Source organism: Pectobacterium zantedeschiae, from assembly GCF_004137795.1.
In the GTDB taxonomy this organism is placed as follows: Bacteria; Pseudomonadota; Gammaproteobacteria; order Enterobacterales; family Enterobacteriaceae; genus Pectobacterium; species Pectobacterium zantedeschiae.
Genome location: NZ_NWTM01000004.1, coordinates 181,837 through 197,478, shown reverse-complemented (window position 1 = coordinate 197,478; position 15,642 = coordinate 181,837). Strand labels below are relative to the sequence as shown.

Annotated in this window: 12 protein-coding genes; 6 read left to right on the top strand and 6 right to left on the bottom strand. The window is 52.2% G+C overall.

What is annotated here, in order from left to right:
• Positions 1–2 precede the first annotated feature (2 nt).
• Positions 3–854 (bottom strand): type IV pilus biogenesis protein PilM, encoded by an 852-nt coding sequence (gene pilM / locus CLR69_RS19535; protein WP_131535080.1) that lies wholly within the window; start codon positions 852–854, stop codon positions 3–5.
• 111 nt (positions 855–965) lie between these two features.
• Here pilM and mrcA point away from each other — a divergent pair, with 111 nt between their 5' ends.
• A complete protein-coding gene (gene mrcA / locus CLR69_RS19530) occupies positions 966–3,521 on the top strand; it encodes a peptidoglycan glycosyltransferase/peptidoglycan DD-transpeptidase MrcA (RefSeq protein WP_131535079.1) in 2,556 nt (851 codons plus the stop codon).
• A 128-nt stretch (positions 3,522–3,649) separates the two neighbouring features.
• Here mrcA and CLR69_RS19525 read toward each other — a convergent pair whose 3' ends face one another.
• Together CLR69_RS19525 and nudE are read right to left on the bottom strand one after the other, a co-directional pair.
• Positions 3,650–5,074: a DUF1593 domain-containing protein gene (locus CLR69_RS19525; protein ID WP_131535078.1), complete on the bottom strand. Its 1,425-nt coding sequence runs from the start codon at positions 5,072–5,074 to the stop codon at positions 3,650–3,652.
• A 232-nt stretch (positions 5,075–5,306) separates the two neighbouring features.
• Positions 5,307–5,864 (bottom strand): ADP compounds hydrolase NudE, encoded by a 558-nt coding sequence (gene nudE, locus CLR69_RS19520; protein ID WP_131535077.1) that lies wholly within the window; start codon positions 5,862–5,864, stop codon positions 5,307–5,309.
• A gap of 436 nt (positions 5,865–6,300) precedes the next feature.
• Between nudE and CLR69_RS19510 the strand changes: the two genes are divergently transcribed.
• The 5 genes from CLR69_RS19510 to pckA all read left to right on the top strand — a co-directional run bounded on the left by CLR69_RS19510 (position 6,301) and on the right by pckA (position 12,591).
• On the top strand, positions 6,301–8,448 hold the full coding sequence (locus CLR69_RS19510; RefSeq protein ID WP_131535076.1) for an intracellular growth attenuator family protein: 2,148 nt from the start codon (positions 6,301–6,303) through the stop codon (positions 8,446–8,448).
• Between the two features lie 128 nt (positions 8,449–8,576).
• Entirely contained in the window at positions 8,577–9,263 is a 687-nt protein-coding gene (yrfG, locus tag CLR69_RS19505; RefSeq protein ID WP_129708522.1) for a GMP/IMP nucleotidase, read from the top strand.
• 118 nt (positions 9,264–9,381) lie between these two features.
• The gene (hslR, locus tag CLR69_RS19500) at positions 9,382–9,792 is read left to right on the top strand and encodes a ribosome-associated heat shock protein Hsp15 (protein ID WP_129708525.1); all 411 of its coding nucleotides are present in this window, start codon (positions 9,382–9,384) and stop codon (positions 9,790–9,792) included.
• A 113-nt stretch (positions 9,793–9,905) separates the two neighbouring features.
• Positions 9,906–10,775, top strand: a complete 870-nt coding sequence (gene hslO / locus CLR69_RS19495) for an Hsp33 family molecular chaperone HslO (RefSeq protein WP_129708527.1) — start codon at positions 9,906–9,908, stop codon at positions 10,773–10,775.
• A gap of 196 nt (positions 10,776–10,971) precedes the next feature.
• Positions 10,972–12,591 (top strand): phosphoenolpyruvate carboxykinase (ATP), encoded by a 1,620-nt coding sequence (gene pckA / locus CLR69_RS19490; protein ID WP_131535075.1) that lies wholly within the window; start codon positions 10,972–10,974, stop codon positions 12,589–12,591.
• A gap of 196 nt (positions 12,592–12,787) precedes the next feature.
• Here the strand turns inward: pckA and envZ are convergent, their stop codons facing one another.
• The 3 genes from envZ to CLR69_RS19475 form a co-directional block, all read right to left on the bottom strand.
• Positions 12,788–14,152, bottom strand: coding sequence for a two-component system sensor histidine kinase EnvZ (envZ, locus tag CLR69_RS19485; RefSeq protein WP_129708533.1), 1,365 nt, complete (start codon positions 14,150–14,152; stop codon positions 12,788–12,790).
• Entirely contained in the window at positions 14,149–14,868 is a 720-nt protein-coding gene (gene ompR / locus CLR69_RS19480; protein WP_005969424.1) for an osmolarity response regulator transcription factor OmpR, read from the bottom strand. The genes envZ and ompR overlap by 4 nt, the downstream gene beginning before the upstream one ends.
• Before the next feature lie 321 nt (positions 14,869–15,189).
• Positions 15,190–15,600, bottom strand: coding sequence for a ParB N-terminal domain-containing protein (locus CLR69_RS19475; protein ID WP_129708537.1), 411 nt, complete (start codon positions 15,598–15,600; stop codon positions 15,190–15,192).
• Between the last annotated feature and the right edge of the window lie 42 nt (positions 15,601–15,642).

The window sequence follows — 15,642 nt, the reverse complement described above, 5'->3', positions numbered from 1 at the left end:
AGTCAGGCATCCTCTGAACGCAATGCCAGCCCACCCGCGATCGCAAAACTCGAAGGGAAGCTTGGCAGCGGCGGCTGCATTTGGCTAAACACCGTTAACGGCGACCATGGCTGTAGTACGTCAGTCCGCAGGCAAGGTAAATCAGGCGAGACGCTAGAGTAATAGACTATTTCCTCGACATCGCGCTGATAGCGAGTGCTTACAACGGATAAGATATCGGTCTCGTCATTCAGCTCATCAAGGTGTATCACGCCAGAGTAGAAAGCGTGATTAAGCGGAGATACCCACAGCCAGCCATCCAACAGGCGATGCAGAAACAAGCGGTTAGGCTCAAGCTCTGCCCGTTGTGCCATCGCTCGAAGCGCACACGTTGAAACCTCAAGAATATCAGTGCGTAATCCCGCGTTATTCAGGCATACCAGCCAATTATCGATCTCCTGTCGGCGTGCAGCCGTCACCAGCAGCGCCCCTTGCATTTGCGGGTCTTCCCGAGAGTCTATTGCCAATGATTCGCTGCCGATCGGCAGCTTACGTGCCGCCATGGTTTCAATATAGAGACTACGCTCTGGTTCCTGTAAACGCAGGTCGGGCAGCGGTAAATGCTGCTGTAAAATCAGTTGGGCAGGAAACCCCACCCGTAGAGAAATGTGTCCAGGCAGTAAACGACGCCATGTTCTTAAGACCTCACAAAGCGCCTCAGTATGGTGTAGACTACCTGAGCGCAACGTATCGTCTGGTAGCGGATATTGCCACCAGTGACGAAGCTGCCAGCCATAGCGGCGACGCTGAACTGCCAGCGCACGCATGAAGCCGTTTTGTATATCTAATCCAACCCGCCAGATGTGATAAGCCATGTTCAACCCGATTTCCTTATCCAATAAACGTATCCACAGTGCTGGGTTATCTTTATACTAGCGCCCGATTGTTTATAAACTGTCCAAACGCTACTGAATGGAAAATCCCAGGTGAAGTTCGTAAAGTATCTATTCATCCTTGCAGTCTCTTGCATTCTGCTGGGAGCTGCCTCGATATATGGTTTGTACCGCTATATCGAACCCCAACTGCCCGATGTCGCCGCGCTGAAAGACGTTCGGCTGCAAACGCCGATGCAGGTCTACAGCGCCGATGGTGAGCTGATCGCTCAGTTTGGTGAAAAACGCCGTATCCCGCTCAAACTGGATCAGGTTCCCCCTGAGCTGGTACATGCCTTTATCGCGACCGAAGATAGCCGCTTCTATGAGCACCACGGTGTCGATCCCGTCGGGATTATCCGCGCCGCGTCTATCGCGCTTACGTCCGGTCACGCCTCTCAAGGGGCAAGTACCATTACGCAACAGCTCGCCAGGAACTTTTTCCTGAGCCCGGAACGCACCCTGATTCGCAAGATCAAGGAAGTGTTTCTGGCTATCCGTATTGAGCAATTGCTGACCAAGGATGAAATCCTTGAACTCTATCTGAACAAGATTTACCTCGGCTATCGCGCCTATGGCGTTGGCGCGGCTGCACAGGTTTACTTTGGCCGTCCTGTTGACCAGTTAACGCTGAGCGAAATGGCGATGATTGCCGGTCTGCCGAAGGCTCCATCGACGTTCAACCCACTCTATTCGTACGATCGCGCCGTTGCCCGCCGCAACGTAGTACTTGCCCGTATGAAGGATGAAAACTACATCACGCAGTCGCAATACGATGCGGCACGTAACGAAAAGCTGGTCGCGAATTACCACGCGCCTGAAATTTCGTTCTCCGCACCGTATGTCGCAGAAATGGCACGGCAGGAGATGGTCAAACGCTACGGCGAGGATGCTTATAACGACGGTTATAAGGTCTACACGACTGTCACCAAAAAATTGCAAACCGCCGCACAGGATGCATTACGTAATAACATCCTCGCCTATGACATGCGCCACGGTTATCGCGGCCCGAGCAAAGTGCTGTGGAAAGTGGGAGAAGGTGTCTGGGATAAAGCGAAGATGACTGCCGCCCTGAAAGCGCTGCCGATCTACGGCCCGCTCTATCCAGCCATCGTTACCAGCACAACGGCAGACAACGCGATTGCTATCCTGTCTGATGGCAGCAACATTACCTTGCCGATGGCGGGCATGCGCTGGGCACGCGCATACCGTTCCGATACGCAACAAGGACCAACGCCGAAGCGCGTAACGGATGTTGTACAGGCTGGCCAACAGGTCTGGGTACGTAAAGTGAACGATGACTGGTGGCTGGCACAGGTGCCGGACGTCAACTCCGCTATCGTCTCGCTCAACCCGAAAAATGGTGCCATAGAAGCGCTGGTTGGCGGCTTTGACTTTAACCAAAGCAAATTCAACCGCGCGACACAGGCACTGCGTCAGATTGGTTCCAACATCAAACCTTTCCTGTACACCGCAGCAATGGACAAAGGTTTAACGCTGGCAACGATTCTGAACGACGTCCCGATCACTCGTTGGGATGCTGGGGCAGGATCTGATTGGCGGCCGAAAAATTCCCCGGCAACCTATGACGGTCCGATCCGTTTGCGTCAGGGGCTGGGTCAATCCAAAAACGTGGTGATGGTTCGCGCCATGCGTGCGATGGGTGTGGACTATGCGGCGGATTACCTGCAACGCTTCGGTTTCCCGGCGCAGAATATCGTCCATACCGAATCGCTGGCGCTGGGTGCAGCCTCGTTTACGCCGCTACAGGTAGTACGCGGTTATGCCGTCATGGCAAACGGCGGCTATCTGGTCGATCCCTATCTGATTAGCAAGATAGAGAGCGAAGCGGGTGGTACGGTCTTTACCGCAACACCGAAAGTCGTCTGCGATACCTGCAATCTACCGTTGGTCTACGGTGAAACGCCACGTTCTCCAGTGTTAGCAACCACTAACGTTGAAGATGTTGCCACGTCAAACGAAGCACCGCCGGTAGGTCTGCCGCAGCCAGAGCTGGAGCCTGTTACACCAGAGGCCGCACAGCAAAGCGCGGCGCAGCCTTATGCACCACACGTGATCAACACGCCGCTGTCTTTCCTGATTAAAGATGCCCTGAACAGTAACGTGTTTGGTGAACCGGGTTGGATGGGGACGGGTTGGCGTGCGGGTCGTGATTTGAAACGTCATGATATCGGCGGAAAAACCGGTACAACGAACAGTTCTAAAGACGCGTGGTTCTCTGGCTATGGTCCGAATCTGGTGACTTCAGTCTGGATCGGCTTCGACGATCACCGCCGCGATCTGGGTGCTAGCAGTGCATCTGGTGCAATCAAAGATCAGATCTCCGGCTATGAAGGCGGTGCAAAATCAGCGCAGCCTGCGTGGGATGACTTCATGAAAGCCGCACTGGATGGCATACCTGAACAACCTCTGACGCCACCGCCCGGCATCGTCAGCGTAGTCATTGACCGCAGCAGCGGTAAGCTGTCTAACGGTGGTGGGAACAGCCGCTCGGAATACTTCATTGACGGTACACAGCCGAAAGAATATGAAGTGCATGAAGTCGGCACGACGCTGATGGATAACGGACAAAGCGAAGAGCTATTCTGATATCCGGCATTACGTTCATTGATGGCCTTCCTGACGGAAGGCCATTTTTTATTGCCAATTCAACACAATTCTCTGTTGATCCGTTAACGAAGTTACCAGCTATCAAGGCCTTCTTCTTTCAAATCACATCACTTCGGCATCACGGTGATAATCGCCCGACGATAGGAAAACAGGTTTGGCGTGCCTTCGTCTTTCGCCTGCAAAATAATATGGAAAGGCGTCGGCGTTTTGACTTCAGGAGCGACAAACTGCGTTTGCATGCCTGAATCATTAGCCAATTTCACTTCTGGCGCAAAATGTACGCCAATCGCAGTAGCCGTAGGTTCCTTATATTGCCACCAGGTATAATTCACCTTGTCACCATCGCGGTCGTGTGAACCGTTAGCAGACAGCTTCACGATCTCACCCGCTTTCACGCTGAGCGCCACAATGGAACGCCCAGCCTGACCATTCAGCACCAGGTCAGGATTATGGTTGGCCTTGTTATTCTCCTTCGTCAGCGTCCAGTCCATGCGAGCGGCAAAATCACTCTGGAATGCCTCACGCCAGCGCCAGATTGTGGCCGAGGCGGTGCGGTACATTTTGCCATTATTGCTCATAACCTGATCGGACGTGCTGACGCGAAGTCCGCTGGTATCGCCCGGAACGATGGCCGCATAGCGTCCTCCCCAACTGCCATATTCCGTGTGCTCTGGATCGCCAAGTCCGTTTTGAATCAGATAGAGAAACGAGGGAGTATCCCCTTCCATCGTATATTCAATCGCAGGATAGACCGCGCCGAGTGGGCCTTTGCTGCGGATATGTTTGCTCAGCCATTCGTTATTCACCTGGCTCATATCGCTGCCTTCTGCAAACGACGAGGACATGCCAATCCAGGTAGACAGAAAATAATCATTCCAGGCATGGATACTGGTGATGTAGCGCAACGTCGGGAAATTCGCCCGAATCCAGGCACCGGTATTGTCCTGATCGGAGATCGCATATACGCGAATTTTACTGACAAACGCCGTCACCTGTTCCGGTGAGCGAGTAGTGCGTACGTCATGAAGAGCCTGTGCCAAATCGACAGCACCGCCCCATACCGTGATCCACAGCGGGCGGGCATCCTGTTTGTCCACCGCCTGAATAATCAACTTAGATGCTTCCGTCGCTTTATTATCGCCAACGACGTCCATGCCAAATCCGGCACGCCCAGATCTGACAACCTGACGCAATGCGTCCGCAGACGGGTAGCCGGACGCATGCTGGCGCAGATTGGGCAGCACCTGTTCGTAGGCATCAAGGCGCTGCATAATCATCTCTGGATTAACTTTATCCCTCAGCCAGGTTGACGTGGTTGCCACAATCCCCTCGACATCGAATTCATTACTGTAGAGCAGGAAGCGCACCAAAGACTGCGAATCATCCGGCTCATTGCCAATGTCCGTCAGGATAAGTATCCGGGTTTTCTCTGGCTCAGTTTCCGCAGTCAGACCCAGCGCAGGAAATAGCAACGTGCTCATCAGCGCCAGCAACATCAACGGCGCTCGTATTATCCCCTTCGGTATATTCATCATTTTCCCCTTTGTGTCAGTGTCGTTTTACTCATTTATCCAGGGCTAAAAAACAAAAAAACCCGCCGTGAATAGCAAGTTTTGCTATCCACGGCAGGTTCGCCTTAATTAATTCAGTCACGCCCTGTGCAGACGTTATAGACGCCAGCACCTGTCACGACAACGAACTAAAAAAGGATGTGTGACCAACATCACCGGAAAAGGTGTGCGCTTTCTGTTATGCCACAGGAAATTAACGGGGTATACGACGCAGCCAGTCATGCGTCAGAAACAGCGCACTGACATTACGTGCTTCACGGAAATCAGGCTCTTGCAGCAGCGACATCATGTTATCTACTGGCCAGCGGACTTGCGGCATAGGCTCCGGTTCATCACCTTCCAGGCTCTGCGGGTACAGCCCACTCGCCACCACAATATTCATCTGGCTGGAAAAATAGGAAGGCGCCATGGTTAACGTTGCCAGCAATTCCAGCTTTTCCGCACCAAAACCGACTTCTTCCATCAGTTCACGGTTAGCCGCTTCAAAGACCGTTTCACCGGGATCGATCAGCCCTTTGGGAAACCCCAGTTCGTATTCTTCAACGCCGACGGCGTATTCGCGGATCAAAAGCAGCTCATCATCAATGATCGGGACGATCATTACCGCCTGCCGACCGCTTGAACGCATCCGCTCATAAACCCGGCGCACCCCGTTGCTAAATTCAAGATCGACGGATTCCACGTTGAACAGGCGCGAACGCGCTATCGTTTCCACCTTGAGGATTTTAGGTTTTTGCAGGTTATGACTCATTGATGCCCCCAGAGAGTTACGACCAGAACGGCACCTTAGCCCAACGAGCATGAGAGGTTACCTTTACCGTAACCTGAATACGGAATGCTGTTGAATAAGAAGAGATCGTAAATAATCTTTTTTGATTCTGTTCACATTGTGCGTTAACAGTCACCTCCGCTGCAACTATCGTGACGATGAATTTACGTGTGAGCAACATGCAAGATACATCCTGAATGAGAAACCACCGCCAAAAGTCAATAACTTTAAAAAAATAGGATTATCCTCATTCAAGAGGCAATTTTTGCTTGTTACTATCATCACCTTATGCGATTAATTCCACTCACAATTACGTTATTAATCTAAGAAAACAATGCCATACGGGTTATCATCGATTGTATAATTTTGTTAAACTCCGACGAGAACAAGGAGCAGCGCGTTTTGGAATGGAGATGACATGAGCACAATATTTACCCTATTGGCGATATTGCTTGCCTGTCTGATCGTTATCGGAGGTCTTGTCGGCTACCGTATGCGACGCCGTTTCCTGTCCGCCCCACCCTTGCCCGTTTCGCAATCGCTTCCCCGTCGGTTAACTGAAGATGAACGGATCGCCGTTGAGCGTTATCTGACTCAGGAAAACAGTCAGCAAACCACGCCGCTTGATACCCCCAATACACAGCCAAAACTACCGCGTTCCCTGCAAAGTAATCGGGTTTATCCCATCACCCATACGATTACACGCTACGGCCTGAGCACCGATGTTCAGAATAAGTGGCGCTATTATATTGATACACAAGAAATCCATCTTCCCCCTAGTTGGGAACAGTTCATTACCGAAAACAACACCGTCGAACTGATTAAGACACGCTCGATCCCGCTGGTTATTTCTCTGAATGGACACTCGCTAACCGAGTGTCTTGACGATCGTCCGCTGGCTCCGCTAGCGGCTGGAATACCCGTACCAAATGCCTCCATCCGTCAGGAAGGTAATGAACACGCGGAGTTGGTCACTATCCGCAAAGAAACACGTGAAGAACATGCTATTCACCACTCTAGAGGCGTGAAAGAAACAGCCGTACTCTGCCTGTCTTTTCTACTCCTGTTCATCAGCCTGAATAGCCCAATTGCTCTGCTCCCCTGGTTGATAGGCACCGCATCATTGTTAGCAGGCTGGAGTCTGTGGCAGCTTTTCCGGTCGCCGTCTGCTCAGGAACTGCGGGATGTGCATTGCCTCCACGGTACACCTCAAGGTTTGGGACTGTTTGGCGAATCCAATCAGGGGCCACTCGGCAATATCTCTCTTGGCAATATCGATCTGATCTACCCACCCCATTGGCAACCCTATATCACGCAGGATCTGGGGAGAAAAATGGACGTAGATATCTACCTCAACCGCCAGGTGATCCGTCAGGGAGAGTACCTTTCGCTGCACGATGAAGTGAAAAATTTCCCGTTACAGCGCTGGAGCAGAAATCTGCTGCTGGCCGCGGGTTCGCTGCTCAGCCTGATTTTGCTGGTCACTAACGTGCAGCTTGAACTGCCGTTAAAACTCAGTCTGGCCTGGCTTCAAGGCGCACAGCGCATTGAGGTAACGCAAGTCAGCGATCTGGAAAAAGCTCAGCTCCGCATTGGCGACACGCTGGCCGTTCGCGGTAGCGGTATGTGCTATGTGCCAGCAGGAATTCCTCCCGTCTCCGCACTGTCGTCCTACGCGTTCAGCCCTTTCGATTGCTCCGCCATTTACTGGAACAAAGCCGCACCGTTACCGTTGCCGGAATCTGAGACAATTGAAAAAGCCTCCGCGTTGCTTAAATCAGTCAACAGTCAACTCCATCCGCAGGCGGACAAAGAAGGTCAGGTAAATTCTCAATTAGCGTCCACGATCCAGAAATCAGGGCTGATTTTGATGAAAAACTTCGCTGATGTCGTTTTGAGAACACAAGATTTGTGTAAACAGGAAAACGATTGTTCCCGCCTAAAAAATGCGCTGGTGAATCTGAGCGACGTCAAGAATTGGAATACGCTGGTAAAAGATGCCGACTCCGGCAAGCTAAAAGGCATGAATGTCGTGCTGCCCGCCGTCAGCGCAGAAACACTGGAGTCATTGGTCAACAGTTCCACCGATCAATTCTTCTATCAGGAAATCAACAACGCAGCAGAGTCGCTGAACAGCCCACCTCCCGATGGATTCCTGATTCGCAGCGACGAAGGTCGGCAGTTCGTTAATCATCCACTCCCACCGATGCCGCTCCATGAATATCGTCCATCGGATCAGTGGCAGGAACTCCAGCGGCTTTCGGCCATGCTGTTGCATACGCCGTTTAATGCTGAGGGCGTCATCACTCAGCTTAATACCGATGCCAACGGGACGCAGCACATCAGCCTGCACAGCGAACCCGATGTCATTACCGTCTGGCGCTATCTCGGCAGTTGCCTGCTACTTCTGCTCTTTTCCGTGACGTTTATCGTTAATGCGATCCTGACTGGCATTAAAATGCGTAAAAGTCAGAAACGAGTTACCGATATTCAGCGCTATTATGCCTCACGCTTCAATATGATGGCCGATTCGTTCCCAGATCACCGCCCCCTGCTACCCCGCTAACGGCATCGTGCCCTCTCTGCGGTTATGCTAACCTAGCGGAATCGGTTTCTCGTCCCTATTATCACAATTGCATTGCGCGCCTCATGCTTCATCACCCCCTATGGCACGACGCGACATCTGGAGTCGTTATGAATCCCCACGTTAACTGGCACAACATCGACACCGTGATACTGGATATGGATGGCACGCTTCTCGATCTGGCGTTTGACAGCTATTTCTGGCTTCAACTGGTGCCGCAGTCGCTCAGTGAAAAACGCCGAATCAGCCTTGAACAGGCGCACCAGCTTATCAAGCAAGAATATCAGGCGGTTCAGCACACGCTAAACTGGTATTGCTTCGATTACTGGTCAGAACGTCTCGATCTGGATATCTATCAAATGACGACGGATATTGGCACCCGAGCGCGATTGCGCGATGACACCACGCCGTTTTTAGCGGCACTGCGCGAGTGCGGCAAGGAGACGATTCTGCTGACCAATGCCCATCCACACAGTCTGGCGGTGAAAATCGAACATACGGGACTGGATCAGCACCTTGATTTATTGCTTTCCACCCATACTTATGGGTATCCAAAAGAGAATCAGCGTTTGTGGCAGGCCGTACAGCAGCAAACGGGCTTCGACCCCGCCAGAACGTTATTCGTGGATGACAGCGAGCCGATTCTGGATGCCGCGAAAACATTCGGCATCCATTACTGTCTGGGCGTACGTAATCCAGATTCTGGCCAGCAGGAAAAGGCATTCTTGCAACATCCATCAATGAACGACTATCTTGCGCTGCTACCAGCCCTACGTCACTCCGTTAACGCAGGGTAATGCAGGTGGCCTGAGGGGGAAACACGGTGATGAGGTTCCCGCAGGGATGCCTCGTGCCGTGGTCGCCCCCGGTAACGCGATCCTTAAACGATCGGCATGAGGGTAATCAGGGGGATTTATGGCGAAAGTTACCGAGCAAGCTGACGACGCGGTTCGTCTGGATAAATGGCTCTGGGCCGCCCGTTTCTATAAAACCCGAGCGATGGCCCGTGAGATGATCGACGGCGGCAAAGTGCACTATAACGGGCAACGCGGTAAACCGAGCAAACAGGTCGAGCTGAATGCCGAGATTAAGCTGCGTCAGGGAAATGATGAACGCACCGTAATCATTGTGGCTGTCAGCGGCCAGCGCAGAAGTGCGACAGAGGCGCAGGCTCTGTATCAGGAAACGGCTGCAAGCATTGAGAAACGAGAAAAGCTGGCGCAGGCGCGGAAAATGAATGCGCTGACGATGCCACATCCCGATCGCCGCCCTGATAAAAAAGAGCGACGCGATCTGATTAAATTTAAATACAGCGATCAGGACTAACACGCAGAGCTTCATTTGTTGGTCATCAAACGGCTGACAATAAGAGAAGACTCAGCGATTACCGCACCACTCATCGCTGCACAACTCATCGCGTACTACAACGAGAAAATATTATGGCTCACGACCAACTACATCGTTATCTGTTTGAAAATTATGCCGTCCGCGGCGAATTGGTGACCGTTAACGAGACATATCAACGTATTTTAACCAACCACGACTATCCGGCTGCGGTACAAACGCTGCTGGGTGAAATGCTAGTTGCCACCAGCCTGCTGACCGCAACGCTGAAATTCAGCGGTGATATTACCGTTCAACTTCAGGGCGATGGTCCACTGAAGCTGGCGGTGATTAACGGCAATCACCAGCAGCAGATGCGCGGCGTTGCCCGTCTGCAAGGGGAGATCGCACCAGGAAGTTCGCTGAAAGAGATGGTTGGCAATGGCTATCTGGTCATTACCATTACGCCGACTGACGGTGAGCGTTATCAAGGCGTCGTTGGTTTAGAAGGTGAAACGGTTGCGGAGTGTCTGGAGAGCTATTTCCAACAGTCCGAACAGTTACCGACGCGGCTATTTATCCGTACCGGACAGCACGAGGGCAATCCGGTCGCTGCGGGTATGCTGTTACAGGTATTGCCTGCGCAGGATACCGACCGTAATGATTTTGATCATCTGGCCCAACTCACCACGACTGTCAAAGCCGAAGAGCTATTTACCCTGCCTGCCAACGAGGTGCTGTACCGCCTTTACCATCAGGAAGAAGTCACGGTGTACGAACCACAGGATGTCGAATTCCGCTGCCACTGCTCGCGCGATCGTTGCGCTGATGCATTAATGACGCTGTCCGATCAGGAAGTGAATGAGATGATCGAACAAGATGGCGAAATCGATATGCACTGTGATTATTGCGGTACGCACTACCTGTTTAATTCTCTGGACATCCGCGCCATACGGCACGATTCATCAGGAAATCTGTTGCATTAATCGTTTTAACGGGTACGAAAGTACCCGTTTTATTTTGCTTATTTTCCCATCTATAAACCGCCGTGATTATTTTTCAAACACCTAAATAAGCAAAGTTATTAATGAATTTATTTAATTTTATGATTGCTATCGCGGTTAAAATAAGCTCACTCCCTACAATGTTTAGTAGTACGACTATAACTTGAGGAGTGGCAACATGCAGATCAACGGTATTACCCCGCAAGCCCTGACGGCTTATGGAATCCACGATGTCCGCGATATTGTCTACAATCCCAGCTATGAACTGCTTTTTGAAGAAGAACGCTCTCCTACCCTACAAGGCTATGAACGCGGTATCGAAACCCAACTGGGTGCAGTAGCCGTCGATACCGGAATTTTCACCGGCCGTTCCCCTAAAGACAAATACATCGTACGCGATGACATCACCCGTGACACCGTGTGGTGGTCCGATCAAGGCAAAGGTAAGAACGATAACCACCCATTGAGCCAGGAAACCTGGACGCATCTGAAGCAGCTCGTCACCACGCAGTTGTCTGGAAAACGGTTGTTCATTATTGATGCCTTCTGCGGTGCCAATCCAGACAGCCGCCTCAGCGTGCGTTTCGTGACAGAAGTGGCCTGGCAGGCACATTTCGTCAAAAACATGTTTATTCGTCCGAGCGATGAAGAACTGGAAGGTTTTGAACCGGATTTCATCGTGATGAACGGTGCAAAATGCACTAACCCTAACTGGCAGGAACAAGGGCTGAACTCTGAGAACTTTGTCGCGTTCAACCTGACGGAGCGCATCCAGCTGATTGGCGGCACCTGGTACGGTGGCGAAATGAAGAAAGGGATGTTCTCCATCATGAACTACCTGCTGCCGTTGAAAGGCATTGCCTCAATGCACTGCTCGGCAAACGTCGGTGAAAAAGGCGACGTGGCGGTCTTCTTCGGCCTGTCAGGTACGGGTAAAACCACGCTTTCTACCGATCCGAAACGTCAGCTGATTGGCGATGACGAGCACGGCTGGGACGATGACGGCGTCTTCAACTTTGAAGGCGGCTGCTACGCTAAAACTATTAAGCTGTCCAAAGAAGCGGAGCCGGATATCTTCGATGCCATCAAACGCGATGCGCTGCTGGAAAACGTCACCGTGCTGGCAGATGGCGCAGTGGACTTCAACGACGGTTCCAAAACTGAGAATACCCGCGTCTCTTACCCGATCTACCACATCCATAATATCGTTAAACCGGTCTCCAAAGCGGGCCATGCAACCAAAGTGATCTTCCTGACAGCGGACGCCTTCGGCGTGTTGCCACCTGTTTCCCGCCTGACATCCGATCAGACGCAGTATCACTTCCTGTCCGGCTTTACGGCCAAACTGGCGGGAACTGAGCGCGGCGTGACGGAACCAACACCGACCTTCTCCGCCTGCTTTGGCGCGGCATTTCTGATGCTGCACCCAACGCAGTATGCTGAAGTGCTGGTGAAACGAATGAAGGCAGCAGGCGCACAGGCCTATCTGGTGAACACCGGCTGGAACGGCAGCGGTAAACGTATCTCCATTAAGGATACACGTGGGATTATTGACGCCATTCTGAACGGCAGCATTGATGATGCAGAAATGCAGACGTTGCCTGTCTTCGATTTAGCGATCCCGACCTCGCTGCCCGGCGTCAATCCTGACATTCTCGATCCTCGTGATACCTACGCGAGCGTCGAGCAATGGCAGGAAAAAGCGGACGATCTGGCACAGCGCTTTATCACTAACTTCGATAAATACACCGATGCGCCAGCAGGCGCGGCGTTGGTAAAAGCAGGGCCGAAGCGCTAAACGTTCACAAGAAGCACAAAGAGAAAAGGCGCGGAATCCGCGCCTTTTGCTATTTTAGGACTTAAAAAGAGGCTTATGACTAACGCTGGTAGCCTAAGCCTCATTTTAGGAGAAACACGGGGATGAGGTTCCCGCAGGGACACCTCGCCCCGTGGTAGCTCCGTGTATCTCGGTTCTTAAACGATCGGCATTAGGCTTACGACTCTTTCGTGGCACCGTTATCCGCGACCGAGGAGGCTTCCGATAACAACGGCAAATACGCGCGGACACAAAGCCCACCGCGTTCGCTCGTGCCAACATCCAGCACACCATTGTGTGCATCGATGATACGCTGCACAATCGCCAGTCCCAGTCCTGTACCACTCGTGGTTCGTGCGCTGTCGCCGCGAACAAATGGCTGGAACAAGTGCTGTAATTGATCGGCCGCGATGCCTTCCCCGTCATCTTCTACCTGGAACCACACGCGCTGTAACTCACGTCCGGTACTGACTTTTATCCAACCGTTACCGTAACGCGCCGCATTCACCACCAGATTCATCGCCGCACGTTTTATCGAGAGCGAGCTGATACGCACGAGTAGTTCACCGGTAGCAAACTCGCTATCAATCTGACGCTCATAGCCGCTCTCCGACGCCACCACTTCGCCCATGATAGCGTTCAGATCGGCGACTTCTGTCTGCATTTCCTGACCGGTACGCAGGTAGTCGAGGAATTGCTCAATAATCGCATTACACTCTTCAATGTCCTTATTGATTGACTCAGCCAGATAGTCATCTTCCTTACCCATCATTTCGGTCGCCAGACGAATGCGCGTCAGCGGCGTACGCAGGTCATGACTGACGCCCGCCATCAGCAACGTGCGGTCATCGGCCAGCAGCTTCACGCCGGAGGCCATCTGGTTAAAAGCGCGCGTCACGGAACGAACTTCTGAAGCACCATATTCCCGCAGCGGCGGCGGAATAATGCCCTTACCGACCTGCAAAGCGGCGTGTTCAAGCTCAACCAAGGGTCGATTCTGCACCCGAATAAATAACCAGGCACCGCCAATCACCAGCAGCATTATCGCTAGCGTATAGCGGAAGAGCGGCGAGAAATCGCCCTGATGAATTTCAGTGAGAGGAACGCGCACCCAGATATCCGGTGACAGCCAGGTTTTCAGCCACACCACCGGCGTATTTTTACTGACTTCAACCCGCACATCCGTCGGGCCGCCCAGCTGTTGCGCCATCTGGTCACTCAGAAACTTGTAGTGCTGCGCCCAACGCAGGCCGCTTTCCTCCGCCGCTGCATTGGTGTACAGCGATATACCCAATTCGCGGTAAATCTCACGCCGGAACGCAGGTGGCACCTCAAGCGTGGAGCCATCTTCCAGTTGCAGACTGTCCGTCATCAGCATTCTTACTTCGTATGCCAGCACCTTATTGAACTGCTGCAAACTCGGCAAAATAGCGAAGTTGAGCACCACCAGATAGGTGGTGACCAAACTGACAAACAATAACGTGACAATCAGTAGCAACGTCCGTGCAAATGAGCTGCGCGGAGAAAAGCGCCATTGAATCATGCCTTACTGCCGTCCGGGACAAACACGTAGCCAAGGCCCCACACGGTCTGGATGTAGCGCGGGTGCGCCGGATCCTCTTCCACCATGCGGCGCAGGCGAGAAATTTGTACGTCGATGGAACGCTCCATCGCGCTGTATTCGCGACCACGCGCCAGGTTCATCAGCTTATCGCGAGACAGCGGCTCACGCGGGTGACTCACCAGCGCCTTAAGCACGGCAAATTCACCGCTGGTCAACGGCATCGGCTCATCATCGCGGAACATCTCGCGCGTGCCCAGATTCAGTTTAAATTTACCAAACGCGATAATCGCTTCTTCCTGTGATGGCGCGCCCGGCAGTTCATTTGCCTGACGACGCAGCACCGCACGGATACGAGCCAGCAGTTCACGCGGGTTGAAAGGTTTAGGAATATAATCGTCCGCGCCAATTTCCAGCCCGACGATACGGTCCACTTCTTCCCCTTTCGCCGTCACCATAATGATCGGCATCGGGTTGCTTTGGCTGCGCAAACGACGGCAGATGGATAGCCCATCCTCGCCCGGCAGCATGAGGTCCAGCACCATGAGGTGAAAGGATTCACGGGTCAGTAAACGGTCCATCTGTTCAGCATTGGCTACGCTACGTACCTGAAAACCCTGTTCAGTCAGATAACGCTCTAACAGCGCGCGCAAACGCATGTCGTCATCTACAACCAGAATTTTATAGTTTTCTTGCATTCTCTTTCTCCAAAGGCGTAATAGCGCCGACGCTGCTATTGTTCAGAAACACACGAATTACTGACAGTCGTTTCTGGTATACATTCTAGGCAAAATTGTTACAAAGCATATTAAAATTCGTGTAATCAATCATTTCCTGTGCTGTCAGTCATAAAATAATCGGCGATTTACGAAGATTACGGTTAGTAAAGATTGTCGTTTACGAAGATTATAGTAACGCCGCCGACAATAAAAAGGCACGGGGACGGTAAAAGCAGGAGAAAAGAGAGGCGGGAAGGCGTTGCCGCCCAGACTCAGGGCGACAGCGTGAAGCGGTTAACGTTAGCGCATCAGTTCATCCAGAACGACACTCACCGACGGCAGCGCGGGCTGAAAAAGGTGACGCGTTGTTTTATAGGGAAACAGGCTCTTTTCCGTCACAATCGTCTGCATGATCAGATTCTTGCAAAAAGGCTGCCCGGTCTTCCAGTGATAAACGGACACGCGGGGATCTTCATAATCGAGCAGTACACAAGGGATATGCTTTAATCCCAGCTCGGTGGCAGCACGTAACCGATGGTTGCCATCCATGATAATCCCTGTCTCTTTCTCTATCGGCACCAGCGTCGTCCAACAGCCACAACGACAGATGTCCTCCATCAGGCATTCCACGTTCGACATATCGACATTTTCAGAGGGCAACAAGAACTGCACGGGCGTAAGGGCAATGTGGTAGGTCATACTGTTAAACATTCTCCACCTCCTGACGTAACGGTCATGCGCAGCGCCGACATG